Origin of the sequence: Streptomyces sp. V1I1 (assembly GCF_030817355.1) — a bacterium.
Classification (GTDB): Bacteria; Actinomycetota; Actinomycetes; order Streptomycetales; family Streptomycetaceae; genus Streptomyces.
Genome location: NZ_JAUSZH010000001.1, coordinates 8,162,297 through 8,186,505 on the forward strand (window position 1 = coordinate 8,162,297; position 24,209 = coordinate 8,186,505).

Sequence of the window (24,209 nt, forward strand, 5' to 3'; positions counted from 1 at the left end):
CGCTCCCCGCCCTAGAGGGCAGGGATTCCTACCACGGTCGGCTGACCGTCTCGGTGGGTTCCTGCTTCAACGCGCTGTGCCGGTACGAGTACCGGTCTTACCTGCGCTCGACAGGCTGACACCGCCAGTCCGGCGGCCTTGGCGACGTTGACCGCCGCGTTGATGTCCCGGTCGAGGACGGCCCCGCACGCCTCACACGTCCAGATGCGGACGTGCAGGGGCTTGGGGCCGTCCTTGACGCCGCAGGCCGAGCAGACCTGAGAGGTCGGCTCGAAGCGTCCGATGCGGTGGAAGGTGCGGCCGAACTTGGCGGCCTTGTATTCCAGCATCGCGACGAACGCTGACCATCCGGCGTCGTGCACGGACTTGGCCAGGCGCGTGCGGGCGAGTCCCTTCACCGCCAGGCCCTCCACCGCGACCGCTTGGTTGTCGCGGATCAGCTTGGTGGAGAGCTGGTGGTGGAACTCGCGCCGCGCGTCGGCCACCTGTGCGTGAGCACAGGCGACCTTGACCCTGGCCGTGCCCCTGTTTCTCGATCCCTCGGCCTTGCGGCTGAGGGCTTGCTGTGTGCGCTTGAGCTTCTTCTCCGCCCGGCGCAGGAAGCGCGGAGCGTCGATCTTCGTACCGTCCGAGAGGACCGCGAAGTGCCCCAAGCCGAGGCCGATACCGACGACCTGTCCGGTCTCCGGCAGCGTCTCAGGGTCGGTCTCGACGACGAATGAGGCGAAGTACCTACCGGCCGCGTCCTTGATCACGGTCACCGTAGACGGGGCCGAGGGGAGATTGCGGGACCACTTGACCCGTACGTTGCCGATCTTCGGCAGGGACAGGTCAGCACCGGTCGTGACCTTCCAGCGGGCGTTGGCGGTGAACCGTACAGCCTGCCGGTTGTCCTTGCGGCTCTTGAACCGGGGTGCGCCCATGCGGGGGCGCTTGCCCTTGAGTCCGTCGAAGAAGTTCCGGTAGGCGGTGTCCAGGTCCCGGAGAGACTGCTGCAACACCACAGCGGACACTTCGCCGAGCCAGGCGCGTTCCTCGGTCTTCTTCGCCTCGGTGATCAGCAGCTTGGACAGGTCCCCGGTCTTCGGGAACGCCTCGCCGCCTGCGCGTGCGGTCTCACGGGCGCGGAGCGCGTCGTTGTAGACCACCCGCGCACACCCGAACGCCCTTGCCAGCGCGGAACGCTGAGGCCCGTTCGGGTACAGGCGGAAGCTGTACCTCAACTGCATGTCGATCACCGTACTGCAGTTGGCTTATGGCTGAGCATCAGAACATTCGCACTGGCCGGCACTGCGCTTTCGTCCTTCACGCGCATTTGGTTTTCGTGACGAAGTACCGGCACAAAGTCTTCAAGGACGCGCACCTGACGCGCATGGAGGAGATCATGCGCTCGGTCTGCGAGGACTTCGAGTGTGAGCTGGTCGAGTTCAACGGGGAGAAGAACCACGTGCACCTCTTGGTGAACTTCCCACCGAAGGTGGCCCTGTCCAAGCTGGTCAACTCCCTCAAGGGCGTCTCTTCGCGCCGGATGCGCCAGGAGTTCCCGGACCTCGTACGGCACTACTGGAGCGCCCAGCGTCTGTGGTCGGGCTCGTACTTCGCCGGTTCGGTCGGCGGGGCTCCGCTGTCGATAGTCCGTCGGTACATCGAGCGGCAGAATCGTCCGCTCTGAAGCGCGGGTCAGAGCAGTTCTCAGAATCGGTTCACCACCGGGCTATGCACTGCGATTAGTCCCGGTAGCAGGTCGACGTCTCAGGTGCCGTCATCCCGCGTGGAAGCGTCCTTGTGCGCGGTGCTGCGGGTTCCGAGCCAGCTGTGACAGAACGGCGTCACCCGGCACGGTTTTCGCCGGGGCGTTTCTGGTGAGGCCGATAGAGGGCCGTCCGCTCCGAGGAGACCCGGTTCTCCCAGGTGCGGACGGCCCTTCGCGCTGCCGTGCTGGGCAGTTGCTCATTGGAACGCGGGTGAGCCGTGGGTACGATGCGCCGTAGTTGATCAGTCGGGCAGTCCTCCCCGACCACAGCACCACTTCGCAGACCACTCGATGCAGGCCGGATCCCCCTCCACGCGGGGCCTGGCGCAGAGCACCGCCTCGCGAAAGGACTCCCGTGTCAGCTGAGTTGGCGGCGATACCCCGCGCCCCGGGCGGCATACCGCTCCTCGGGCACGTCTTGAAGCTTCAGAGCGACCCGCTCTCCTTCGTCCGCTCCCTTCGGGAGACGGGCGAGCTGGTCCGGGTCGACATCGGCACGATGCCGATCTACCTGGCCACCAGCGCCTCCCTGATCAACGACGTCATGGTGACGCAAGGCCGGCACTTCGAGAAGGGGCGGCTCTTCGACCGCGTCCGCCCGCTGGTCGGCAACGGACTCGCGACGGCCGGCGGCGAAGTCCACCGCCGCCATCGCCGCCTGATACAGCCCATGTTCCACAAGGTGCGCATCGCCGGATACGCCGAGGTGATGAGCGAGCGGGCCCGCGCGCTGGCCGACTCCTGGACGGCCGGGCAGCGCATCGCCGTGGACCAGGTCATGGGCGAGTTCGCCATCGAGACGCTGGCGGCGACCCTCTTCTCCGCGGACATCGGGCGGCCGGCCGTGGAGGCGGTGCGCCGGGATCTGCCGATCATTCTGAAGAACATGCTGGTGCGGGCGGCATCGCCGAAGATTCTCGACAGGCTGCCGATCTGGCGATCGTTCGACCGGGCCGTCGCGAGCATGCGCCAGGTCATCGACCAGGTGGTCGCCACCACACGCGAGTCAGGGCAGACCGACCGGGCGGACCTGCTGTCCGTACTGCTCGCCGCGCGGGACGCGGACACCGGTGAGGCGCTCACCGACGCAGAGGTCAGGGACGAGCTGGTCACGATCCTGTTCGCCGGTACGGAGACCACGGCCTCCACGCTCAGCTGGGCCTTCCACCATCTCGCCGAGCATCCTGAGGTCGAAAAGCAACTGATGGCCGAGATCGACGAGGTGGTGGGCGACCGCCCCATCGCCTTCGACGATGTGCCCCGACTGGCCAGTATCCAGCGCGTGCTGGATGAGGTCATCCGTCTGCACGGGGTGGTGCTGCTGATGCGCCGCACCATCGAGCCGGTCGAGCTCGGCGGATTCCACATCCCCGCCGGCGTCGAGGTCGCCTTCAGTCTCTACGCCATGCACCGCGATCCGACGCTCTACCCCGAGCCGGACCGCTTCGATCCTGACCGGTGGCTGCCGGAGCGGCGCGCCAGCCTCCCGCGGGAGGCCGTCATGCCCTTCGGTGCGGGCAACCGGAAGTGCATCGGGGACTCCTTCGCCTGGACCGAGGCCACCATCGCGCTTGCCACCATCCTCGGGCGCTGGAAGCTGCGCCCCGTGCCCGGCGAGAAGGCTCCCCGGGAATCGGCAGCATCGATGGCCCACCCCGACCACGTCCCCATGGAAGTCCTGCCCCGGGACGCCTGACCCACGGTTCGAATTACCGCCGGGCGCTTTCCGGCCGACACCTCCAATGGGCGAGGGTGATCGGCCGGACTGCATGCGGTCCCATGGTCCTTGGTGTCAGGGCGCTCGCCGGCATTCCGGCGTGCGGGGGCTACTTCCGTCGCAGCGGTGGCAGAAGTGAGCGCCAGCGGCTGGCTCGGGATTCATCGGTTTCGACAGCCTGCGCTGTCGGCGGAGTGGCGGTGAAGATGGGCTGCGGCGGCCAGCGCGCGTCGCCGGTGTCAGCCTCGATCGCATCCGCCGCGGCGTCCATCCTCGCCGGGGTGAACCGCACCGGTATCGATTCGGGACACCGTATGCCGCGGACGGAGCCCACAGCAGCTCGCGCGACGGCATTCCCAGACGAAGATCCGGAAGGCGTGAGTAGAGCCGTTCCAGGGACGTCTTGACGATCAGCGCCGTCAGGCGCCGAGCCGATGCAGGATACGGTACTCGCCTGCGCCCCAGAGCAGTTGCGGCTGATCAGCAGGATCTGCCATCGCAACGCGAGGGCCCGGGCCGGACAGTTGTGTGTAGAGGCTGTGGCTGAGCAGAGTCGTGCTGCTGGCCACGCCGATCAGCAGCAGTGGGCGGGTCTGCTGGGCGATGGTGTGAGGTGACAGGTTGGGCCCGTGGTGAACCATCCACGAGACGACGTCGGGTCCCGATGTCTGCTGCTTTTCCTCCGCCAGCTGCAGCAGGAGCTTGTCCAGACTTCTCGAGGCCTTCTCGGCGTACTGCGTGTGCCCGAGCACTTCGGGGACGGTCTGCCCCACGCCGGCGGCGTAGCGCTCGTCCATGCCGAGCAGCCCTTGCATGACCAGGAACGGTACCTCGCGCGCGAACCGCAGCATGAGGTCACCGCGGCCTGCCGGGGCGAAGAAGTCGATGACCTCATCGCCGATCTGGCCGATGTACTCGTCGGTCCGCCGCCCCAGTTCGCCCAGAGTCTTCTCCAGGACCATCGCGTCGTCCTTACCGCCAGGGCCAGCCAAAGAGCCGGCCGGAGACCGCTTCTCTGATGCGCCGCCGAGCATGGATGACATGGAAACTCCGAGGTGCGAGGGCGGGGGACAGGAGCGGGCCTCGATCAAGGGGCAGGCGCCACCGCGTCGGCGGCGAACCCCGGCCAATGGTGGACTGAGACGGGGGGAGACACGATCACGACATGTGTTCGAGTGGGCCATCCGGTCGTTCCGGGAGGTTCCCGCGCCGTTCGGAGAGGGGAGGGGCGATCTTGACTCACTACGAGGGGCAGGACATCCCGCGCGACGCGGATGCTCTGGCCAGGCAGATCGTGGAGGACCGGCAAGAGGAGCTAGGGCTCAACCAGGAGCAAGTGTCCAAGAGGCTTGGTAAGAGTGACCGGACCTTTCGCAATTGGATGGCCAATCTCTCCGAGCTGAGCGCCAGTCAGGTCGAACTGCTGGCCGACGCCCTGGAGCTGAGCGAGCCCAACCGCGTCAACCAGTACCAGCTGACGGGATACCTAGCCCCCCTTCAGCCCGCCAGCGAGGTGCCCACCGCAGAACTGGTCGTCTATCAGCGAATGATCGACGGCATCGACCACCCCTGCGTCGTGTACGGCTACGCCTGGGATGTGGTGCTGACAAACCGGCCCTTCCGGGATCTTTTCGGTGTGGCCCGCTGGCATCCGACGGATTCACCGCTCGTCAATACGAAACGATTCGTCCTTTTCCATCCGGACGCCTACAAGATCCTTGGCGGCGACCGTGACTCCTTCCATGCGGGCTGGCTCATGCCGTGCGTAGCCAACTTCTCGTCCGTCCTGGGTCAGCGTCCGAACGACCCACGGTTGCGGAGCATCGAGAAGGAGATCAACGCACGCAGGGACGTCCGCAACGCCTACCGGGACGCGCCGCGCTGGCTCGCGAAGACCGGCGACATGCACGTCAACTCCAGCCCGCGCCCCATGCTCGATCCCCGGTCCGGGAAGCAGACGCAGGTCCACTGCATCACGACCGCACACCCGGGATGGCAGGCACAGGTGATCCAGCTGGCCGTATTTGTTTTCCCGTCCTCTGACGACGGTGACGATGCTGCCGCCGCCCAGCTGTCGCTGTTCCGATGAACGGGCTGATCCATGCTCAGTCCTTCGGGGAGCCGGAGTCTGGCATGTTCTTGCCGCCAGCTGCTGGGCCGGGTGAGAACCAATTTCCCGACGGCGTGGTCTCCGTTGCCGAGGGTGCGCAGGACGATGACGCGGATGACCAGTTGAGGAGGCTGCTGGACGGGTGGCGGAAGGCGCGTGGCTTCAACCAGAAGGACCTGGCGAAAGAAGTCGGGCTGCGCAGCGACAGGATCTGGCGCTACTGGATGGTGGAACCTACCAAGCTGGACGCCGACTTGCTGGGCAAATTCGCGAGCGTCCTGGGAATCGACGACGCTGATCGCGCCCGCATGTACCGACTGGCGGGACACCTGCCGCCAACGAAGACCGAGCGAGATGCGGCACACACCGGCGATGGACCTGTATCAGAAGGTCATCGACAGCATCCCCCATCCGTCCCAGGTGTATGACGCCAGGTGGGACGTGGTCATCATGAACGCCGCCTACAACGACCTATTCGGCCGCGTTCCCGGACGGGGGCCGGACTCGCCGCTCCGCAACGGACTGCGCTACATCCTCTTCCACCCGGATGCGCCCGACTTGCTGGGCGCCGGGGACCCTGATGCATTTCATTCCGCCTGGCTGATGCCGGCCCTGGCCAACTTCGCCGGCGTCCTTCATCAATCCCCGGAGAACCCACAACTACGCTGCCTGGAGCTGGAGATCATCAACCGGCCGGAGCTGCGTGCGGCGTACCGGGAGGCGCCGCGCTGGCTTCGTGAGCACGGCGACATCCACGTCAACGACATGCCCCGCCCTCTCCTGGACCCTCGCACCGGACAGCTCACCCACGTCCAGCTCGTCACTGAGGCACACCACGGATACCAGCGTGGCCTGACGCACGTGACCTTCGTTCCGTCGGACTGATGTGGGATCTCACGCCCCGTGTCGTGATCTCACGGCCGATGCCGTACGGATGTCATTTACGACACCACCGTGAGACTGACCAAGTCAGAGGAGTCAGCACCGGCCGCACGCCGCGTACGGTACTGGGCTTGATCCGCTTTGACGGACATCCGAGATCATGGGTTCTGCCCCGGGAGGATATCCATCATGGAGAGCATGGTGAAGAAGAAGGCTCGGCCTCGCCGTTCGTTCACGCCGGAGTTCAAGGCCGAGATCGTCGAGCTGTGCCGGCGGGGTGACCGCTCGGTCGGTCAGATCGCCAGGGACTTCGATCTGGCCGAGACCGCAGTACGGCTGTGGGTCAGCCAGGCCGAGGTCGACGCAGGCGAGCGCGACGGCCTGACCAGCAGTGAACGCGAGGAACTGGCTGCGCTACGGCGGGAGAACCGCCGTCTGCGCGAGGACGTGGAGGTCCTCAAGCGTGCTACGGCTTTCTTCGCGAAGGAGACCCGGTGAACGTGCACCCGTTCATCGAGGCGGAGAAGCGAGACGGTCACAACGTCAAGCGCGCATGTGAACTGCTGGAGGTCTCCCGAACCGCCTTCTACGCCCGTCGCACCGGCAAGCCCGGTCCGCGGGCGGTCCGCGATGCCGAGCTGAGCGAACAGATCACTGCAGTCCATGAGCGGTCGCGCGGCACCTACGGTGCCCCACGAGTGCATGCCGTGCTCAAGCGGGAGGGCGCCGGATGTGGCCGTCGCCGCGTCGCCCGGCTGATGAGGGCCGCCGGACTGCAGGGCCGGCACCGCAGACGGCGGCACTTGGTCAGTTGACTGCACTAACTTGGGTCACGGCTCGACGCGGTAGCGGGGTGGAAGGCGAGACGCCGTCGTTGCCGTGTCTTGAACACGCAGGGCTGAAAACTGGGCTTGGTCCACCAAGGCCGGGGGGAGAACCGATGGACGTTGTGGGCACATCGATCACGGCGGTGGTTGCACTGCTTGGCGTGGTTCTGGGCGGGTGGTTGTCCATTCGCAATCAAGACCGGTTGTGGCAGCGTGACCACGCGCGCCAATGGAGGGACATCCGCCTCGCTGCCTGCAAAGACTTCGTGGCTGCCTACCGTGAGTACATGGCGTACACGCTTGAGCCGACCGCCAACATCACTGCCGTCCCGCATCCCAGGATTCCTGGCAGCCTCATGCCGTTCTTTGACGAAACCGGACGGCCCTACAAAGAAAGGCTGGAGGCAACCTCGATGGCTGTTCGTCTCGTGTCGGAGTCCGCCGAGACCGTTAGTGCCACCGGGGATGTAGTCCGGAGCGTCCGCCAGATCGCTGCCGCGCGAGCAACTCATTCCGAGGCAGCTCTTCCGCCGGAGGACTTCGAAAAGCTGTGGTCGGTCCAGCATGCATTCTTTACAGCAGTCCGGCGGGAGTTGGGCCTCATCGAGATACCCATGAGCGCGTACGAAGTCAGGCGATCGCGTCCCGAAAGTTAGAAGCTGTTGTCTTTCCGAACTTGAGGACTGCGTTTTCGCTGGTCGGGCATGGGGCGGGCGTTCCCGTGGGAGTGGTGGCGTGTCGTGTCGTCGCTCCGGTGGAGGTCGTGGATGCCGTCGGTCGTGGGGCTGCTGGAACAGCGCGAGGTCGCCGCCCGCCGTCGCGTGGATGGGCTGCGGGAGGAGGCCGACCGCATCCAGGCCGAGTTGGCCGTGGCCGAGCTGGAATGGCGGGAGTGGACCATCGCCCGCTCGCGGGTCGGCGAGGTGCTGGCCCCCGTGGAGGAGCCCGGGCAAGGCCACGCCCAGGCCGATGGGACAGCGCCGGCCATGGGACAGGCCGAGGAGGCATCGTCAGCGCCGACCGCGGCGAAGTCGAAGTCGCAGGTGCCGGTGTGGCGTGAGGGGCTGGCCTGGTCGGTGCTGTCGGTGGATTACCAGCGCATTGTGCAGGCGCTCGCGGACCGTCTCCGGCTCCATCAAGGGCCGCTGACCTGCCAGGAGATGGCCGTCTTGTTTGGCCTGGACGTGGTGCCGGCGCGGGTGGAGGCATTGCGGTCGAAGGCGAAGCGCCTGGTCGCGCGGGGCTGGCTGGCCGAGCAGCAGCCGGGCCGGTTCACGCTCGCGCAGGGTGTGGCCGGGCCAGGCGGCGGGTCATGAGCAGGATCATCGACCAGTAGATCATCGCTTCGGCGCTGGTGGTGCGGCGTTCGTAGTCGCGTGCCAGGCGGCGGGTGCGCATCAGGTGGGCGAAGAGGCGCTCGACGATCCACCGCTTGGGCAGGACCACGAAGCCGCGCATGTCGTCGCTGCGTTTGACGATCGCCAGGACCAGGGCGAGCACGGTGAGGCAGTAGGCGACGAGGCTGCCGGTGTAGCCGCCGTCGGCCCAGACCAGCTCCAACTGGTGGTGTGCGTCGGCGACTTGCCGCAGAAGCACGTGGGCGGCGGTGCGGTCGCCGACATCCGCGGCGGTGACCATCACGCCCAGCAGCAGACCGAGGGTGTCGACCACGACGTGCCGCTTGCGGCCATTGATCAGCTTGCCGCCGTCGAAGCCACGGCTGTCGGAGCCGACGACGGCGTCCGCCTTGACCGACTGCGAGTCGATCACACCGGCCGACGGCTCCGCATCCCGCCCCAGCCTCTCGCGGATCCTCGCGCGCAGCCGGTCGTGGAACTCCCTGACCAGCACCTGATCGCGCCAGCGACGGAAGAACGCATAAACCCGGTCCCACGGCGGGAAGTCCCCGGGCATCGCCCGCCACTTGATGCCGTTGTCCACCAGGTAGTGGATCGCGTCCAGCATCGCCCGGTGGCAGTACGCCTCCGGCTGCCCGCCCCGGCCGCGCAACCAGCCCGGCACCGGCAGCAGCGGCCGGACCGCCGCCCACTCCGCGTCCGTCATGTCCGAGGGATACCGCCGAACACGTTCCGGGTGATCGGCCGCATTCCCGAACCGGTGAGCGGCACAATCACACGACGGTGCAACCGAGTTGAACTCCACCGGCGCGAGCACGTACAACTGCGGCAACAGGGTCTCCTGGATCTCGGTTGGCTTCGCAACCCCGAGCTACCAAGAGGCCCTGCCTTCATGCCCGCAGCCGGCGGCAACCACCCGATCGAGACTCCCGTTCGACGCGCACCCCTCAAGATCGGAACGACAACAGCTACTTAGACATGGCCTCATATCCGAGTGATATGACAGCCGGGCAACCGTGCTGGATCACGCCCCGTCCCTTCCACCATGACGCCCCCGACTCTTCCGTCCTCAGCAGCGCCGCCCTGGCCGCACTGCGCCCGCGACGCGAACCCGGACAACCCGATCGGCTGCCGGGGTCGCACCGTCGACGGCTACCACGCGTGCCTGGCCCACCTCACCCCCGCCGACCGTGCGACGTACCTGAGTCATCTGACCGCAGGTAGCGACATCGACCACCGCGGCACGGCATTCTCCAGAGATCTGCTGCGCGGGCTGCTCAACGCGCTGCGCGACCCGGCAACCGAGCGACCCCACCTCGGCACTGCGCTGTTCAAGGGTGCCGCTTTCACCGCCGACGCTCCGTTCGAGGAAGTGACGTTCACCAGCACTGCCCAGTTCGAGAACGCGACGTTCGCCGACCACGCACGCTTCCGGAGGGCAATGTTCACGGGAAGCGCTTGGTTCGAGAAGGCGTCGTTCTCCGGAGATGCGCAGTTCGAGGAAGTGACATTCGTCGAAACTGCGCAGTTCGAGAGCGCGACGTTCGCTGGCCACGCACGCTTCAGGGGGGCAACGTTCACCGGCGACGCTTGGTTCGAGAAGGCGCAGTTCGCCGGCCACGCCCAGTTCCGCATGGCCACATTCACCTGCAGCACCCAATTCGACGAGGCGACGTTCACCGGCGGCGCTTGGTTCGAGGAAGCGAGGTTTGCCAGCCACGCCCAGTTCGAAGGCGTGCTGTTCGCCCGCCACGCGCGCTTCTGGGGCGCAACGTTCACCGCCGATGCTCGGTTCCAGTTAGCGAGGTTCTCCGGCGACGCCCAGTTCGAGAGGGCGAGGTTTTCCGGCGACGCCCACTTCGAGGGAGTAACGTTCGAGACGGCAACAGAGCTGGGGCCGCTGACGTGCGCCGGAGATGTTGATCTGTCCGAGGCGGTGTTTGCTTGCCCGGTCACGATCAGGGCCGCATCGAGTGGGTTGAAATGTCGGCGGACCCGATGGGCTTCTACCGCTGCCCTGCGGCTGCGCTACGCCACGGTGGATGTGAGCGATGCGGTCTTCGAATATCCGCTGAGCATCACCGCTCAGACCACTCCCTTCACCGATCGGGCCGGAGATGTCGTGGCGGAGACCGAACTCGAGGGCCGTCGTCCGGGGGTGCGCATGGCATCGCTACGCGGTGCGGACGCTGCGCACCTGGTGCTCCACAACATCGCCCTCACATCCTGTCTGCTGTCCGGCACTCTGCACCTCGACCAGCTGCGCCTGGAGGGCGAATGCTCCTTGCCTATTCCCCCGACGGGTCTGAGACGCCGCGGCCTGCTGCCGGTGCGGTGGACCGCGCGGCGGACACTGAGCGAGGAGCATCACTGGCGCGCTTCCCAAGGATGGAAAGGGTGGACGCCACCACCGGTCAGAGGCGAAGTGGTAGGGCCAGCGGGGCTTGCGCCGGTGTACCGGCAGCTGCGGAAATCATTCGAGGACAGCAAAAACGAACCGGACGCGGCGGACTTCTACTACGGCGAGATGGAGATGCGCCGTCACGACCGGCAGCACCCCTCTGCCGAGCGCGCGCTGCTCGCCCTGTACTGGGCGGTCTCCGGCTACGGGCTCCGGGCCTCCCGCGCGCTGGGCTGGCTGCTCGGAGCCATGGCCGTCACCGTGCTGGTGATGATGCTGTGGGGTTTGCCCAAGGACGATCCCAGGCTCGCCACCACGGGGCGACTGGCCGGGCAGGACATCTTGCTGACCACCGACAAGCCCGAGCCGGTGAACCCGTCCGGACCGCTCCGACCCCGGCTCACCTCCGAGCGGTGGGAGAAGTCTTTGCGGATCGTGGTGAACTCGGTCGTCTTCCGTTCCTCCGGCCATGACCTCACTACCACCGGTACCTACACCGAGATGGCCTCCCGCCTGGCCGAACCCGTACTGCTCGCCCTCGCCGCTCTCGCCATCCGCGGCCGCGTCAAGAGGTGATCACTGGACGGCGCCGTAGGCAATGGGGGGACCAGTCGGCGGGGGTGCGGTAGCTGTACGGCACGCGCAGGTCCTGGTGCTCCGTGGCGTAGCGCTGGGCGGCCTGGATGCCGCGCCGCCAGTGCACCCGCTCGGGGTTGAGGACCGCAGCTCGATGAACGCGGCCAGCTGGCGCGCGTCGCGCGGGGCGGAGAATCGCAGCAGGTCCTTCGCGGGCCGGCTGACCGTCGGCGTTTGTTCGCGGTCGGCGTCCTTGTCCCGGTCCTCGTCCCAGTCGCGGTTTTCGTCGCGGGGCTCGGGAGTGCGGGTGCGCGAGGTGCTGGGCTCGGTCAGCTTCTCGATGCGGGCGTCGTGTGCGCGCAGCGCGGACAGCAGCTTGGCCAGTCCGTTGTACGCGGGGGAGGTGAGCATGGCGTTCGGTGCCTCCCAGCCCCCTCCGCGGGGACCACTTCCCTGCGAACTCCAGCCGGGCGCGCCACGGTCGTCGTCCGGTACGCCTGTGCGGATCTTGTAAATCATCCCTTGACGACCTGCCGGTCGTCCGCCTCGGCCGTCCAGTCACGGCCCGGGGTATGAGCGGAGCGAGTAAATCCCACTCCTGGTCGGTGAGTTCATGTCTGTGTATCCGACCATGATCCGCCAGCGGGCGATCTTTGCTGGCAGGACCGCAGGACCCGCACAATCACGGAATGACCAACACTGTCGAAGCAGCCTGGCACAAGCTCCTGACCACTGCCGGCGAACCTTCCCGGCCGGAGGGATCACCGCTCCTGGAACCGTTTGCCGAGCTGGTACGGGTGGCGCATGCCGAGCCGCTGCTACGTCAGCTCTACCCGTGGACCGGCATGTGGGAGCTGCACTTCAGCAGGTGCACGGAGATCCGCCACACCTGGGACATCCCCTACATCGGCACGCTGAGAGACCGCCGGTACTACGTCCAAGGACCGAGCCGGAGCAGCCCGCGAATCGCCGAGACGGACAGTGCACAGGCCGCCGTAGCGATGGTCATCGATCGCCTGCCGCCACACTGCGGCCCGGCCTTCATCGGCACTGCAGAGGAACTGGCCACTTTCGAGAAGGCGCGAGACAGCAGGTGACAGCGGGCCCATCGGCTTGGCAGAGCAGAAACCGAGATCATAGGCGGCTTTGAAGACGGGCCATAGCGAGCTCACGAAATCAGGCTCGATCGCCGTCCCCAGCACTGACTCGGCTGACGTGGGCTGGGTGATCGGCCGCCATCACTTGTGGCTGGTGACACGTTCGTTGACGTCACCTGCTAATGGCTGGACTTTCTCGGTGCGGGGTAAACCATGTCCTTGGCCATATGGCCTCGAGGGTGCGTCTGATGAGCTTGCGTCGAACATACGTACCCTCAAGGAGGATTCGAAGTTGAGACGCACACGCACCCTCTCGGCCCTGCGGCACGTGACCGCAGCCGCCGTCCTCGCTCACTCGCGGGAGTGGGAACGGCGTCAGCCACCGGCTTCACGCCGAGTCCCAACCCTTCCGCTCCTCCGGCATCGCGTCCAGCAGCCGGGCAGGAAGACGCGGCAGCCGCAGGATCGCGCCCCGTATCGGGCAAGAACCCCTCAGCCGGGCCGCAGTTCAAGAAGAGCGGCAGCACCTGGCGCGTCATCACACCCGAGACCGTGTTACGCAACACAGTCACCGACGCAGACGGCGACAAGAGCACCCTGACCTTCGAGGTGTGGACGACTGACGCCAACGGCGAGCCCAAGACCCAGGTCAAGCTGACAGACGCCAACCCGTACGGCGTTCTGGTATCGAGCTATGTGGCGTCGGGCAAGCCCGCGTCCGTCCCCGTCCCGTACGGGAAGCTGAAGCCAGGGGTGACCTACACGTTCCACACCAACGCCTTTGACGGCAGCCTGTACGAGACAACCTGGTCCCCCTGGGCCAACTTCCGCATCGAGCCCTACGTGAAGTTCCCTGCGCCGCAGGCATCCTCGACGATCGACCCGGTCGCGCAGAAGATCACCGAGTTCACGCGCACCGACCCGGGCCTGGCGCTGCCGACCCTGCGCAAGGACGGCACGACCCTCAAGGCCCCCACCCAGAAGCGCACGTGCGGCAAGCCGGACGCACAGGGGCACAAGCTGTGTATCGAGCTGAACCCGCCGTCCAAGAAGGCCAAGAACGCCCTCCGGGCACCCAGCCCGGGCGTCGAGCTGGTCGACTGGTGCTACGGCAAGCCGTCCGGCAAGGACTACATGTCCCGCACCGAAGCCTGCCTGAAGACCATCGGCAGCGGCACACTGATCTTCACCGACACCGATCCTGAGAAGCCCGCACTGGGCACCGCCACCTTCAACATCGAGCAGCGCATCAAGACCTACCCGAGCAAGGGAGGAAGCGGCTCTGACTTCGCCGAGTTCGACCAGCAGATCATGCTGGTGCCGACGCACATCGACCCCGAACTCAAAGGCGTCCACATGAAGTGGAACGTCGGGTCGACGTGCAAGTCCTGTGTGACGTCGAACATCAGGTGGGCGGACGACCAGAACAACCCCGCGGGTGTTGATGCATACTGGCCCATCGAGATGGACGGCCGGTACGGCGGCCGATGGGGCACCATCCAGACCACCTGGTCCGGCAGGGGCAAGGAGACCATCGACCTCGGATGGTCCATCACCGCCACCGTGAACGCCGGCGGAAACCCCGCATCAGCGAACTTCGGCACCAGCGGTGATGTGCGCGTCCGCGAACTCGCACCCCGCTGCGACGACATCCTCAAGAGCAGCGCGCCCGGTTGCGTGCTGCCGTTCTTCAAGCCGACCTACACCGTTGACACCAACCTCTATCCCGCTGCCGGTGCGTACTACTGGCTGATGCAGGAGAAGATGCCCGACCACGCCGGCTCGGTGAGGTGGGACTCTCTGCTGCACTACCTCGGCCCGGACACCAAGGTCACCAACCCCAGCACTGGCAAGCCGTGGACCTCGGACAACAGCCGTAACAAGGTGTGCGGCAACTGGACCGCGCATCCTTCCGACGCTTCCGTGGGCTCGGTGGACTGCGACGAGTACGCCATGGCCTCCACCCACGAGAGCGGAGGCTTCCCCGGCGGCGTCAACCAGGTCACCAACGGGGACCAGTGTGCGCAGCTCTTCACCGACAAGATGGGCGACGGCTCGGCCAACTTCGGTCTCCTCGCCGACACACGAAAGGCTGTGGACGGGCCCGCCGGCACGGAGCGGTGCGGCCGTGCGGCTATTGCGAGCACGCAGAACCAGCAAGCCTTCAAGAGCTTCCCGGCTCCTTCGTGGCGCATGCTGGACGATGACGGATTCTTCGTCTCCAACCCCGGGTTCGAGCACTGCGCGAACGCCAACACTACCTGCGCCTGGCGCAAGGTCGGCTGAGGCTTCCTGACGATGCGCTGATGGGGGACCGGCCGCGGCCGGTCCCCCGTTTCGCGTGTTTCATCCTTCGAAGGGGACCCACTGGTCTTCCTGGTCGGGGTTGATCATGCTGCCCCATACGAGGGCTCCGTTGATCAGTCCCGGCTTGTCGCGTGTGGCCAGGGAGGGCGTTTCGAGGCTGTCGGCGATTTCTTCCAGGTAGGTGGTCAGTGTGTCGCGTTCGTCTTCGTCGCCCCGGTCTTCGTTGTACCGGCTCCAGTGGCCCAGGTAGCCGGTCTCGGTGTCGAGGTAGAGGCCGGAGGTGCGGTCGGTGACGCCGAAGGAGCACACCGGTATCCAAGACGTCTTCCATATCGTGATCCGGTCGTCGCCTGGTGTCTGGCGGTTGGCGTTGAGGGTTTCTTCGTGCCGTTGGGCATTCATCTGCTGGCGGTGGAAGGCGGTGACGGCGTCCAGGGTCATCAGGGCCTGGTTTCCCAGCAGGAATCCGGCTCCGTTGATGCCGTTGTCGCCTGCGGTTAGGCGCCACAGCGTCTTCAGTTCGTGGGGGATGCGGGCGTCGGTGGCGTCCTGGACGGCCGCGATCTCGTTCTCGGTTGCGCCGGGCCTGAGTGCGGCGTGGGTGGCGGGGGCGTGGTCACGTAGCCAGGTCTCGATGCGCTGCCAGGTGTCGGCGATCTGCCGGGCCTGTGTTTCGTCGGTGCCGGTCATGGGTTGATTCTCCTGTCCGGGGCCGCTGTCGGGCCGGGGGTCGTCTTCCACATCATCGCCGCCCAGGCCGAGTTCATCCGCGAGCTGATCGTCATCGGCACCAACGAGGGCCTGGCCGCAGCCCGCGCCCCGGCAGGATCGACGGGCGCCGCACCGCCGCAACCGAAGAGATCATCCGCGCATGCCCGCGACCTCCGGCCCGACCCGGCTGCTCACCTCGATCGCGAGGCTGCTGGGCGTCTCGCCAGGCATCTTCTACGGTCAATCTATCTTCAGCGGGACTTCCTCTACCTCAACTACGCACACCCGGCTACGGACCACGCCGGTCCTCCGGTGTCGCAGCTGGGATTCGAGCGTGCTCAGGCTTCCGCAGGTACCTGGGTCAATTCGAGGCCGCGGTAGCGGGATCTGCGCAAGCAGAAAGCTCGGACGCCCTGGGAGTTGGTGCCCTTGCCTTCACGCCCAGCGCATCCCCAGGGCCGACAGGTCTGCCACCCGCTCGGGCAACAGCTTGGCGGCCTTGACGCGTTGCTGGCTGATCCAGGCGCCCAGTCGCACGGTCTCTCCGCCGAAGTGCTCGGTGTGGCTGCGCGGGACCTCCAGGTGCCCTTCGCGCTCGTGGTACTGGCGGGCGGCGGCCAGGTTCTGGGCCCACATCTGAGCCCGGGTGCGCTTGGCCGGCGTGGCCGTGATGCCGAGCATGCTGGTGAGCATCCACTGCTGGGTCGAGGTCAGCTTGGCGTAGGCTGCGCGCTGGGCGGCGGCCCACTTGCCGAGGTCTTCTCCGTCCGCGATGGCCACACCTGCCTTGTCGGGCAGCGTGCCGCCGGCCTTGGTGTGGAGCCAGGCGAGGCGGAAGGCGCGCTGCCAGTCGATGCTCCACGTCGGGCACCAGCCGGGGTCGATGTCCTCCAGCGCCTGCCTGCGCTCGTCGGACAGGGGAGCAGTGCCGCCCTGCGGCTCGGGCAGGCCTTCGGCGCGGCAGCGTTCGAGCTCGGCCGCCCGTCGTGCAGCTGCCCGCTGGTTCTTCAGCCAGCGGCCCACCGGGTACTCGCCGTGGACGGCGTCCACCGGTGCGGCCAGGCCGACTTGATGCTCGGCGGCCCAGGCGGCGGCCGCGGCCAGGCCCTCTTCGAAGCCGGCGTCGAAGTGCAACCAGACCATGCCGAGGGCCTGGAGCTGGGCGGTGCGCTCGGTGTCCAGGCGGCCGGCGTTGTAGTGCCGGCGGCAGTCGGTGACCCACACACCCAGTGGGAAGTCGGCGGGGGACCAGTCGGTCGGGGTGCGGTAGCTGTACGGCACGCGCAGGTCCTGGTGCTCCTTGGTGTAGCGCTGGTCGGCCTGGATGCCGCGCCGCCAGTGCACCCGCTCGGGGTGGACGACCCGCAGCTCGATGAACGCGGCCAGCTGGCGCGCGTCGCGCGGGGCGGAGAACCGCAGCAGGTCCTTCGCAGGCCGGCTGACCGTCCGCGCTTCCTCACCGTCGGCTTCCTGGTCCAGGTCCTCGTCCCAGCCGTGGGATTCGTCGCGGGGCTCGGGAGCGCGGGTGCGCGAGGTGCTGGGCTCGGTCAGCTTCTCGATGCGGGCGTCGTGTGCGCGCAGCGCGGACAGCAGCTTGGCCAGCCCGTTGTACGCGGGGGAGGTGAGCATGGCGTCCGGTGCCTCGCCGGGGGCGAGGAAGGCTGGCACCACCAGGGTGGCGATCTTGCCTTCGCCCGGGTGCATGCGCAGCGCCCGGCCGACGGCCTGGACCAGGTCGGGCATCGAGCCGCGGACATCAGCGAAGACGACGGCGTCGCATTCGCGGGTGTCGACTCCCTCGCCGAGCACCTTCACCGAGGCGACCAGCGACAGCGCGGCCTCCGTGCCGATGTCGGTCGCGCAGGCGGCGAACTGGCCGAGCACGCGCCGCCGGTGGGCCGGCTTGTGCTCACCGTGCAGCCACTCGGCCCACACCTCGCTCTCTGCGGGGTACAGGGCGGCGTCCTCAGCGTGCAGCTCGCCCGCCTTCCCGGGCAGGCCCAGGGCAAAGGCCTCGGCCTCGGCAACCCGCTGGTGGAAGGAGAGCACCCGCTTGAGCTCTTCCTTCGCCGACACCTTCAGCGTCGCGGCCTGCAGCGCACCCAGCCGCTTGCCGCGGACCTCTTCGCTGCCGTCGCCAGCGGTGCGCAGCGCCGTGTTCAGCGCCGGGTCCTGCACGTCGACCCACCAGCACCTGGTACGGGGCGACGATGCCCCGCTCGATCGCCTCCTCCAGCGGGAGGTGATAGGCGACGCTGCCGAAGAGTCCGTCCGGATCGTCCAGCATCGAGGCGACCAGCTCGCCCGGCCCGCGGCGGCCCCCGGGCTCGTCCTCGTCGGCCTCTCCGGCCTGCCACACACGCGGAGTTGCAGTCATGTAGAGACGGCGTTCGGCGGGGATACGGGTGTTGTCGTGGACGACGGCCCAGGGCTTACCGATCCGGCCGGAAACTCGGTGCGCCTCGTCCACGATGATCAAGTTCCATGGCTGCATGCCCGCGGTATGGGCGGCCTCCAGGAACCCCAGGCCGAGCGAGGCGTACGTCGCGAAAACGGTGATGCGGCCCGGGCCGCGGGTGAGCTGCACCAGCTCGTCGGCATCGGTGGTGTTGGGGAAGCCGACCTCGTCCGACCTGAGGGAGGAGACACCGAAGAAGGGGCCGGGGCGGCCGCCGTCGCGCCAGGCCCGGGCGGTCTGCTCCAGAAGATCGAGCGAGGGAACCAGGACCAGGACCCGGTCGGCGGTGAGCTCTTCGGACGTGTGCACGGCCACCAGAGTCTTGCCGCTGCCGGTTGCCATGATGACCTGGGTGCGCAGGCCCGCCGGCGGCAGCGGCGCGCCTGCCGGCAGTTCGAGCTCGCGCACCGTGGCGACGACCGCCTCGGCCTGGTGCTCCCGCAAGGGCTTCAGCATCTGTGTCTCTCACTCTCTGAGCGTTGGATGAGGCTTCCAGGTGGGGGCGGCCGCCGTCCAGCTCACCCCAAGGCTTCGGGTGCAGCGGCGCGTACGGGGCGGGGAGCGACGGCCAGGTCAGCGGCGGTCGCCGCCCACCGTGCGGATATCGGTGAATCCCTCGTCGGCGAGCAGCGGCACAGCGGCCGCGGTCTGCCTGGGCTGCCAGCGAAGGGACTGCATCTCCTCACTGGTTCCGGGGTGGGCGGCCCGCGGGGGCCGCCCACCAGAGAGATCAGGTGGCGGACTCGGCGACGACCCAGCACTTGGTGGCGGCACCGGAGAAGCGGATCTCGCGCTCGTCGGCCGTGTAGCCGTAGCGGAGGCCGGAGCGCATCTCCAGCCGAACGACCTTGACGGGCTCGCCGGTCGGCGTCCGTCGGTCCCCCGCGGGCCAGATACGGCCGTCGGGCTGCTCCACGTAGACCTCGAAGGGAGCCGTGACGCCCTTGAGTGTCTGCCACTTGGGCCCGGCGGCCGGCTCGGTCTCCGCGGCCGGATCGGCCGGGGCTTCGTACAGCTCGCCGATCGCGTCTGTGGCCTCGGTCAGGGTGTCGAAGAAGCCGACGATGTTCTTGCGGGTGCCGGCCTTCGGCGACCAGGCGGCGAAGCGGCCGCGGGTGGGGATGGCGCCCTGTTCGTCGAAGACGACGCCGAGGACGTCGGTGCCGTCGGCGGCGGGAAGGACCACGTGCTTGTTCGGGTCCAGCTCGTCAAGCTCGGTCCGGGTGCTGATGGCCACGGGCCCTCCTTTGCGAGGTTCTATGCGGGACCGTTCCGCATGTCTCCATTATGCATAATTTAAGTATGCACAGTAAGGGAATACATTCGAGTGTTAGGGGTTCGCGCTGCGCGACGCCAACTAGGCGCGCTACTCAGGCTGTTCACGCAGCGGGATACTCCTTTCGCCGAACGTGATCAGACGCTGGTCGCCGAGCCGAGGGGAGAGGCCGATGTTCGACACCTGGCGCGAGCAGTTCCGGGCGGACCGGGAACTGAAGCGCAAGATCAAGGCTGAGCAGTGGGAGCAGGAGAAGCAGTGGCGGGAGGAAGACCGGGCAGCCGAGGTCAAGGCCCGGGAAGCCAACTCAGTCGCCACGGACGAGCACAACGAGGTCATGCGCACCGCCGCTGGCATCTCCTACCTCACCTTGGAGTGCCACGAAGACGCTTGGACGTTCATCGCAGTAGCCGCGTTCGGCTTCTGGCAGGCGGACTGGGTCACCAGCGAGACGATGCCGGCGAACTCCAGTACACCCGGCCCCTGGCCGTACGTGTACGAGAAGATCAGGCCGAACCCCAACCTCCCCGTTGGCAGGATCACGAAGACGCAGGACGGCATGCAGGAGATCATGCTCTCCGGCCATAACCTCGTACGCATCCTGGATGCCCTGCGGGAGGGCACCGAGTCGGACACCCATTCGTACGCTGCCCGGTGCCGCACGCTGTATGGGAAGTTCGCTGACCAGCACCCCGCTGGGCGGCGACGTACACCTCATAGACACCCGGATGTACGGCTACGAGGGCATCACCGGCGCCTACCTGATCCTGAGCGGACGCCCCTGTCTGGTGGAAACCGGTCCGGCGCTGTCGGCGCCACTCATCTCCACTGCTCTACGCGACCTCGGGATCGGCCCGCAGGATTTGGCCACCATCGCCGTAACTCAGTCCGCGCGGGCGACGGAGACCTGCGAGGCCCACGCCCGGATTGGCCAGCGCGGAGCGGGTCTACGGGGACGCAGCCGGCATGGCCGGGCGGGGGGCAGAGCCCGCCGCGCGCCCGGGCGGAGCTGTACTGTTCATGAGCTCGATCGCAGGAGTGGTCGGCTTCGCCGGCGCGAGCGCGTACAGCACGACGAAGGGCGCCGTGGAGAACGCGGTGCGCGCCCTGGCCCTGGATGCCGCCCCGCACGGTATCCGGGTCAACGCCATCGCTCCGGGGAACATCCGCACGGCGATGAACGAGGACGTGCTCGCCGATCCCGGCTACGAGCGGGAGATGATCGACCGCACGCCACTGGGCCGCATCGGCGTGGTGGAAGACATCACCCCGGCCGCAGTGTTCCTGGTCTCCGACGCCGCCAGCTACATCACTGGTACGAGTCTGCTGATCGATGGAGGCTGGACGGCCTCGTACGCCCTCATGGGGGCTGGAACTCGCTCTCCGGCGGGGGTGGGCACCACCGCTTGACACCTTCAGATGAAAGTGGTTAATTACTTCCATGAGTACGAGAACACGGCAGCGCTCAACCGCCGAGGAACGCCGGGACACGGTGATGCGTACCGCGATCAGAGCTTTCGCGGAACGCGGGTACTACGGAACCTCGACGATGGACGTGGCCAAGGCCGCGGGCATCTCACAGGGTTACCTGTACCGCTTGTTCCCGGACAAGGAAGCGCTGTTCGCGGCCCTGATCGGTTACTGCTCGATGCGCCTGCGGGAGGCCGCCGCCACCACAGTCGCATCGGTCGAGAGCACCGATCCCGAGGTGATCCTCAAGGCTCTCGCGGCTGCGTACAACGACGTCATCGCGGACCGGGACGTTCTCATGATCCTCATGCACGGCAACTGCAGCGCGAGCGAGCCGGCCATCGGTGAAGCCGTTCGCACCTGCTACGCCAAGCAGATCGAATACGTCAGAGCGGCATCCGGCGCCTCTGACGAACAACTGCGACGCCACTTCGCGGATGCGCTGCTCAGCAACGTCGTCTTCGCCGTCGGCGCCGACACCGTCGACGCTCCCTGGGCGCGCACCCTGCGCTCCTAGCGAAGTCGTTCCCCCGGGCCGCTCTGGCGGCCCCTTCTTTCAACCTCATAGTAAGCGGTCAACCGCTTACATTCAGAAAGTGTCGCTCCCATGACTTCTCGACGCGGAACAGGGCTCCTGCTGGGCCTCCTCGCATTCGCGCAGTTCATCAGTGCCATCGACTACAACATCGTCTACGTCGCGCTCCCGGAGATCGGTCGCGAGGTCGGCTTCGATGCCCACAGCCTCCAGTGGGTAATCAGCGCCTACGCCGTCGCCTTCGGCGGCTTCCTCCTGCTGGGCGGACGAGCGGCCGACCTGCTCGGCCAGCGCCGCATGTTCGCCACGGCCCTGTCCCTTTACGCGGCGTCCTCACTGGTCGGCGGCCTCGCGACCGAGCCCGGTCTGCTCGTGGCCGCCCGCGCCGTCCAGGGCCTGGGCGGAGCCCTTCTGCTCCCCGCGACGCTCTCCCTCATCAACACGACCTTCGAAGAGGGCGCCTCGCGCAACAAGGCCCTGGCGATCTGGGGCGGCGCCGGCGCCGTTGGCCTGGCCCTCGGATCCCTTCTCGGCGGCGTGCTGACCAACTACCTCGGCTGGGAATCCGTCTTCTACGTCAACGTTCCGCTGGCTCTCGGCGCCGCGGCCGCATCGTTCGCCATCATCGCCAAGGACGCCCAGCGTGAGCGCGGCCGCAGCTTCGACCTGGCCGGCGCGCTGACCGCCACCGTGGGATTTACCGCTCTGGTCTTCGGCATCGTCCAGGGCCCCGAGGCAGGATGGAGCACTCCTCAGACGTTGATCGCGCTCATCGCCGGTGTGCTTCTCATCGGGATCTTCCTGCTCATCGAGTCCCGCACGGCCCACCCGCTGATGCCGCTCAGGTTGTTCCGCAACCGCAGCCTGGTCGCCGCCATGGGCATCACCTTCATCTTCATGGGCACCTTCGGCGCCCAGTACTACTTCTTCACCGTCTACCTCCAGAACGTGCATGGCTACAGCGCCATGCCCACCGGCATGGCCTTCCTGCCCTCCGCCGTCATGGGCATGGTCGGCACCAAGGTGAGCGAGAAGCTGCTCGGCCGGTCCGGTGTCCGCACGACGATCGTGACCGGTCTGCTTCTCGGAACCGGGGGCATGATTCTGCTGGCCCTCGCCATGTCACCCACCGGCGGCTACGCGGTGCTGCTGCCCGGCGTCGTCCTGATCAGCCTCGGCCAGGGCATCGCCTGGACCGCGATGTTCGCCGCGGCCGCCAGCGGAGTCGACGCATCGCATCAGGGCATCGCCTCCGCCATGGCATCGACGACGCAGCAGATCGGTGGAGCTGTCGGCCTCGCCATCCTGGTCGCCGTAGCCAACGCAGGCGTCGAGGTCTCCACCGGTCCGGCGCTCGTCCCCGGTCTCCGGGTCGCCGGGTTCGCCGCCGCGGCCCTCACCCTGCTCGGCGTCGGCATCGCCCTCACCCTGCGGCGCCCCCGGGCTGTGGAAGCCACACCCGCGGACACCGAGGTGGCCGCTCCCCGCGTCTCAGTCTGAGACCGCCTGCCTCTGCCAATGGCACGGCACCGCGCCGCAGTATGTACTGCGGCGCGGTGCCGTTTCCGTGGCCCGGGTCGGCCACGGCGGCGGATTCCCGTATCGCGCGAAGGCGGGAGACGTCGGCTTTCCGAGAGTCTGCACAATGTAGGATCCAGGGCATGACTGCTTCCGACGCCCCCGCTGACGCTCTTCGGCACGCAGCCTTGAGCAATGTGGGCCAGAAGACCGCCCATGAGTCGGTGGCGGAAGCTCTCCGCAGCGCCATTCTGAGCGGCGACCTGGCGGGCGGAGCCCGTCTCGTCCAGACCGATCTGGCTGCGCGTCTCGGGGTCAGCATCACGCCCGTACGTGAGGCGATGCGCCAACTCGCGACGGAGGGGCTGATCCGATTCGACTCCTATCGCGGCGCGGTGGTTCTCGCTCCGTCTCTGGAGGAGATCCGGGAGGTGTACGAGCTGCTCTCCACGCTGAATCCGCTCGCCACCCGCAAGGCGGTGCCCGGCATCACCGCCGAAGAGCTGCGACAGGCACGGTCGTTGGCACAATCCATGGAAGAGACGCCGGAAGTGGGCGACTGGATCCGTCTCAACCGCGAGTTCCACCTGGTGCTGTACCGCGCGGCCCGATCACCCCGCCTTCTCTCCATCATCAGCAGCCTTGCCGATTCCGCGACGGCTCAGATCGCGCTCGGACTCAAACAGGGAGCGCGCAGCAGGGCGGAGAGCAACGCCGAGCACACCCAGCTCCTGGAAGCCTTCGAGGCGCGCGACACGGAACTGGCGGTCAGTGTCTCCAACGGACACCTGGAGAAGACACTGCGAGCGCTTGAGAGCACACTCCCCGACGACACGACCGATTCCTGACGGCGGTTCGACCCGGCGAGGCTGACGGTGTCCCGCCCGGTCGAATGTACGCACGCGGGGTCGCCACCACGCCACCGGGCGGTGCCGTAGTCGCGCAGTCCCCAGTACGGGGCGAGATGACCACCAAGTCGGCGCCGCCGTCAGGGAGTTCGCTGAGGACCTCCACTGCGTCTCCGGTGCAGAGCGTGGCCGCGTCGTCGGCGAAGTACGGCGTGGTCATGCGGCGCGCTCCCACAGCAAGCTCGTCCCCGCCCGCCTGTGTCGGTGCACCGCGCTCCAGGCGGGAAGGCTCTGGTGGTGACAGGGCCGCGGTTAAGGCGGCCTCGGCCGGGGCACGGAAGATCAGCACCTTGTGGTGAGCGGTC

At 67.4% G+C, this 24,209-nt stretch carries 23 protein-coding genes and 2 pseudogenes; 17 read left to right on the plus strand and 8 right to left on the minus strand.

Annotation, left to right across the window (positions count from 1 at the left end):
* Nucleotides 1-11: 11 nt before the first annotated feature.
* On the minus strand, nt 12-1,229 hold the full coding sequence (locus QFZ67_RS38170; protein ID WP_307665587.1) for an RNA-guided endonuclease TnpB family protein: 1,218 nt from the start codon (nt 1,227-1,229) through the stop codon (nt 12-14).
* Nucleotides 1,230-1,255: 26 nt separating this feature from the next.
* Here QFZ67_RS38170 and tnpA point away from each other — a divergent pair, with 26 nt between their 5' ends.
* Together tnpA and QFZ67_RS38180 are read left to right on the plus strand one after the other, a co-directional pair.
* The gene (gene tnpA / locus QFZ67_RS38175) at nt 1,256-1,672 is read left to right on the plus strand and encodes an IS200/IS605 family transposase (protein ID WP_307665588.1); all 417 of its coding nucleotides are present in this window, start codon (nt 1,256-1,258) and stop codon (nt 1,670-1,672) included.
* A 436-nt stretch (nt 1,673-2,108) separates the two neighbouring features.
* A complete protein-coding gene (locus tag QFZ67_RS38180; protein ID WP_307665589.1) occupies nt 2,109-3,449 on the plus strand; it encodes a cytochrome P450 in 1,341 nt (446 codons plus the stop codon).
* Nucleotides 3,450-3,889: 440 nt separating this feature from the next.
* On the opposite strand, the gene QFZ67_RS38185 is transcribed toward QFZ67_RS38180, so the two are convergent.
* Nucleotides 3,890-4,504 carry a hypothetical protein gene (locus QFZ67_RS38185; RefSeq protein ID WP_307665590.1) on the minus strand — a complete coding sequence of 205 codons (615 nt, stop codon included), beginning with the start codon at nt 4,502-4,504 and terminating at the stop codon, nt 3,890-3,892.
* Between the two features lie 200 nt (nt 4,505-4,704).
* Between QFZ67_RS38185 and QFZ67_RS38190 the strand changes: the two genes are divergently transcribed.
* From QFZ67_RS38190 to QFZ67_RS38220, 7 genes are all read left to right on the plus strand, one after another.
* On the plus strand, nt 4,705-5,559 hold the full coding sequence (locus QFZ67_RS38190) for a helix-turn-helix domain-containing protein (protein ID WP_307665591.1): 855 nt from the start codon (nt 4,705-4,707) through the stop codon (nt 5,557-5,559).
* On the plus strand, nt 5,556-6,008 hold the full coding sequence (locus QFZ67_RS38195; RefSeq protein WP_307665592.1) for a helix-turn-helix transcriptional regulator: 453 nt from the start codon (nt 5,556-5,558) through the stop codon (nt 6,006-6,008). The genes QFZ67_RS38190 and QFZ67_RS38195 overlap by 4 nt, the downstream gene beginning before the upstream one ends.
* The gene (locus tag QFZ67_RS38200) at nt 5,953-6,465 is read left to right on the plus strand and encodes a hypothetical protein (RefSeq protein ID WP_307665593.1); all 513 of its coding nucleotides are present in this window, start codon (nt 5,953-5,955) and stop codon (nt 6,463-6,465) included. The genes QFZ67_RS38195 and QFZ67_RS38200 overlap by 56 nt, the downstream gene beginning before the upstream one ends.
* Before the next feature lie 186 nt (nt 6,466-6,651).
* Nucleotides 6,652-6,960, plus strand: coding sequence for a transposase (locus QFZ67_RS38205; protein ID WP_373430183.1), 309 nt, complete (start codon nt 6,652-6,654; stop codon nt 6,958-6,960).
* On the plus strand, nt 6,957-7,277 hold the full coding sequence (locus tag QFZ67_RS38210; RefSeq protein ID WP_307665594.1) for an IS3 family transposase: 321 nt from the start codon (nt 6,957-6,959) through the stop codon (nt 7,275-7,277). Before QFZ67_RS38205 ends, QFZ67_RS38210 begins: the two co-directional genes overlap by 4 nt.
* 125 nt (nt 7,278-7,402) lie before the next feature.
* Nucleotides 7,403-7,945: a hypothetical protein gene (locus QFZ67_RS38215; RefSeq protein ID WP_307665595.1), complete on the plus strand. Its 543-nt coding sequence runs from the start codon at nt 7,403-7,405 to the stop codon at nt 7,943-7,945.
* 111 nt (nt 7,946-8,056) lie between these two features.
* On the plus strand, nt 8,057-8,605 hold the full coding sequence (locus tag QFZ67_RS38220; protein ID WP_307665596.1) for a hypothetical protein: 549 nt from the start codon (nt 8,057-8,059) through the stop codon (nt 8,603-8,605).
* Here the strand turns inward: QFZ67_RS38220 and QFZ67_RS38225 are convergent.
* Complete coding sequence (locus QFZ67_RS38225; protein ID WP_307665597.1) at nt 8,562-9,353, minus strand: IS5 family transposase; 792 nt, start codon at nt 9,351-9,353, stop codon at nt 8,562-8,564. The two genes, QFZ67_RS38220 and QFZ67_RS38225, sit on opposite strands and share 44 nt — an antisense overlap.
* A gap of 339 nt (nt 9,354-9,692) precedes the next feature.
* On the opposite strand from QFZ67_RS38225, the gene QFZ67_RS38230 reads away from it, so the two are divergent.
* Entirely contained in the window at nt 9,693-11,624 is a 1,932-nt protein-coding gene (locus QFZ67_RS38230; protein WP_307665598.1) for a pentapeptide repeat-containing protein, read from the plus strand.
* 40 nt (nt 11,625-11,664) lie between these two features.
* Here the strand turns inward: QFZ67_RS38230 and QFZ67_RS38235 are convergent.
* Nucleotides 11,665-12,041, minus strand: a pseudogene (locus tag QFZ67_RS38235) (helicase); the annotation flags it as partial.
* Nucleotides 12,042-12,313: 272 nt separating this feature from the next.
* On the opposite strand from QFZ67_RS38235, the gene QFZ67_RS38240 reads away from it, so the two are divergent.
* Entirely contained in the window at nt 12,314-12,721 is a 408-nt protein-coding gene (locus tag QFZ67_RS38240; protein ID WP_307665600.1) for a DUF6193 family natural product biosynthesis protein, read from the plus strand.
* A gap of 552 nt (nt 12,722-13,273) precedes the next feature.
* Nucleotides 13,274-15,007: a hypothetical protein gene (locus QFZ67_RS38245; protein ID WP_307665601.1), complete on the plus strand. Its 1,734-nt coding sequence runs from the start codon at nt 13,274-13,276 to the stop codon at nt 15,005-15,007.
* Between the two features lie 60 nt (nt 15,008-15,067).
* Here QFZ67_RS38245 and QFZ67_RS38250 read toward each other — a convergent pair whose 3' ends face one another.
* Entirely contained in the window at nt 15,068-15,718 is a 651-nt protein-coding gene (locus tag QFZ67_RS38250; protein ID WP_307665602.1) for an SMI1/KNR4 family protein, read from the minus strand.
* A 3-nt stretch (nt 15,719-15,721) separates the two neighbouring features.
* On the opposite strand from QFZ67_RS38250, the gene QFZ67_RS38255 reads away from it, so the two are divergent.
* Nucleotides 15,722-16,120 carry a hypothetical protein gene (locus QFZ67_RS38255; protein WP_307665603.1) on the plus strand — a complete coding sequence of 133 codons (399 nt, stop codon included), beginning with the start codon at nt 15,722-15,724 and terminating at the stop codon, nt 16,118-16,120.
* A 54-nt stretch (nt 16,121-16,174) separates the two neighbouring features.
* Here QFZ67_RS38255 and QFZ67_RS38260 read toward each other — a convergent pair.
* The 3 genes and pseudogenes from QFZ67_RS38260 to QFZ67_RS38270 all read right to left on the minus strand — a co-directional run bounded on the left by QFZ67_RS38260 (nt 16,175) and on the right by QFZ67_RS38270 (nt 20,034).
* Nucleotides 16,175-18,653, minus strand: a pseudogene (locus QFZ67_RS38260) (Helicase associated domain protein).
* A 274-nt stretch (nt 18,654-18,927) separates the two neighbouring features.
* Nucleotides 18,928-19,434 (minus strand): hypothetical protein, encoded by a 507-nt coding sequence (locus QFZ67_RS38265; RefSeq protein WP_307665604.1) that lies wholly within the window; start codon nt 19,432-19,434, stop codon nt 18,928-18,930.
* A gap of 399 nt (nt 19,435-19,833) precedes the next feature.
* Nucleotides 19,834-20,034, minus strand: a complete 201-nt coding sequence (locus QFZ67_RS38270; RefSeq protein WP_307665605.1) for a hypothetical protein — start codon at nt 20,032-20,034, stop codon at nt 19,834-19,836.
* 405 nt (nt 20,035-20,439) lie between these two features.
* Between QFZ67_RS38270 and QFZ67_RS38275 the strand changes: the two genes are divergently transcribed.
* From QFZ67_RS38275 to QFZ67_RS38290, 4 genes are all read left to right on the plus strand, one after another.
* A complete protein-coding gene (locus tag QFZ67_RS38275) occupies nt 20,440-20,883 on the plus strand; it encodes an SDR family NAD(P)-dependent oxidoreductase (protein ID WP_307665606.1) in 444 nt (147 codons plus the stop codon).
* Between the two features lie 31 nt (nt 20,884-20,914).
* Nucleotides 20,915-21,460, plus strand: a complete 546-nt coding sequence (locus QFZ67_RS38280; RefSeq protein WP_307665607.1) for a TetR/AcrR family transcriptional regulator — start codon at nt 20,915-20,917, stop codon at nt 21,458-21,460.
* 90 nt (nt 21,461-21,550) lie between these two features.
* Entirely contained in the window at nt 21,551-22,978 is a 1,428-nt protein-coding gene (locus QFZ67_RS38285; protein ID WP_307665608.1) for an MFS transporter, read from the plus strand.
* 161 nt (nt 22,979-23,139) lie between these two features.
* Entirely contained in the window at nt 23,140-23,844 is a 705-nt protein-coding gene (locus QFZ67_RS38290; protein WP_307665609.1) for a GntR family transcriptional regulator, read from the plus strand.
* The last annotated feature ends 365 nt before the right edge of the window (nt 23,845-24,209 follow it).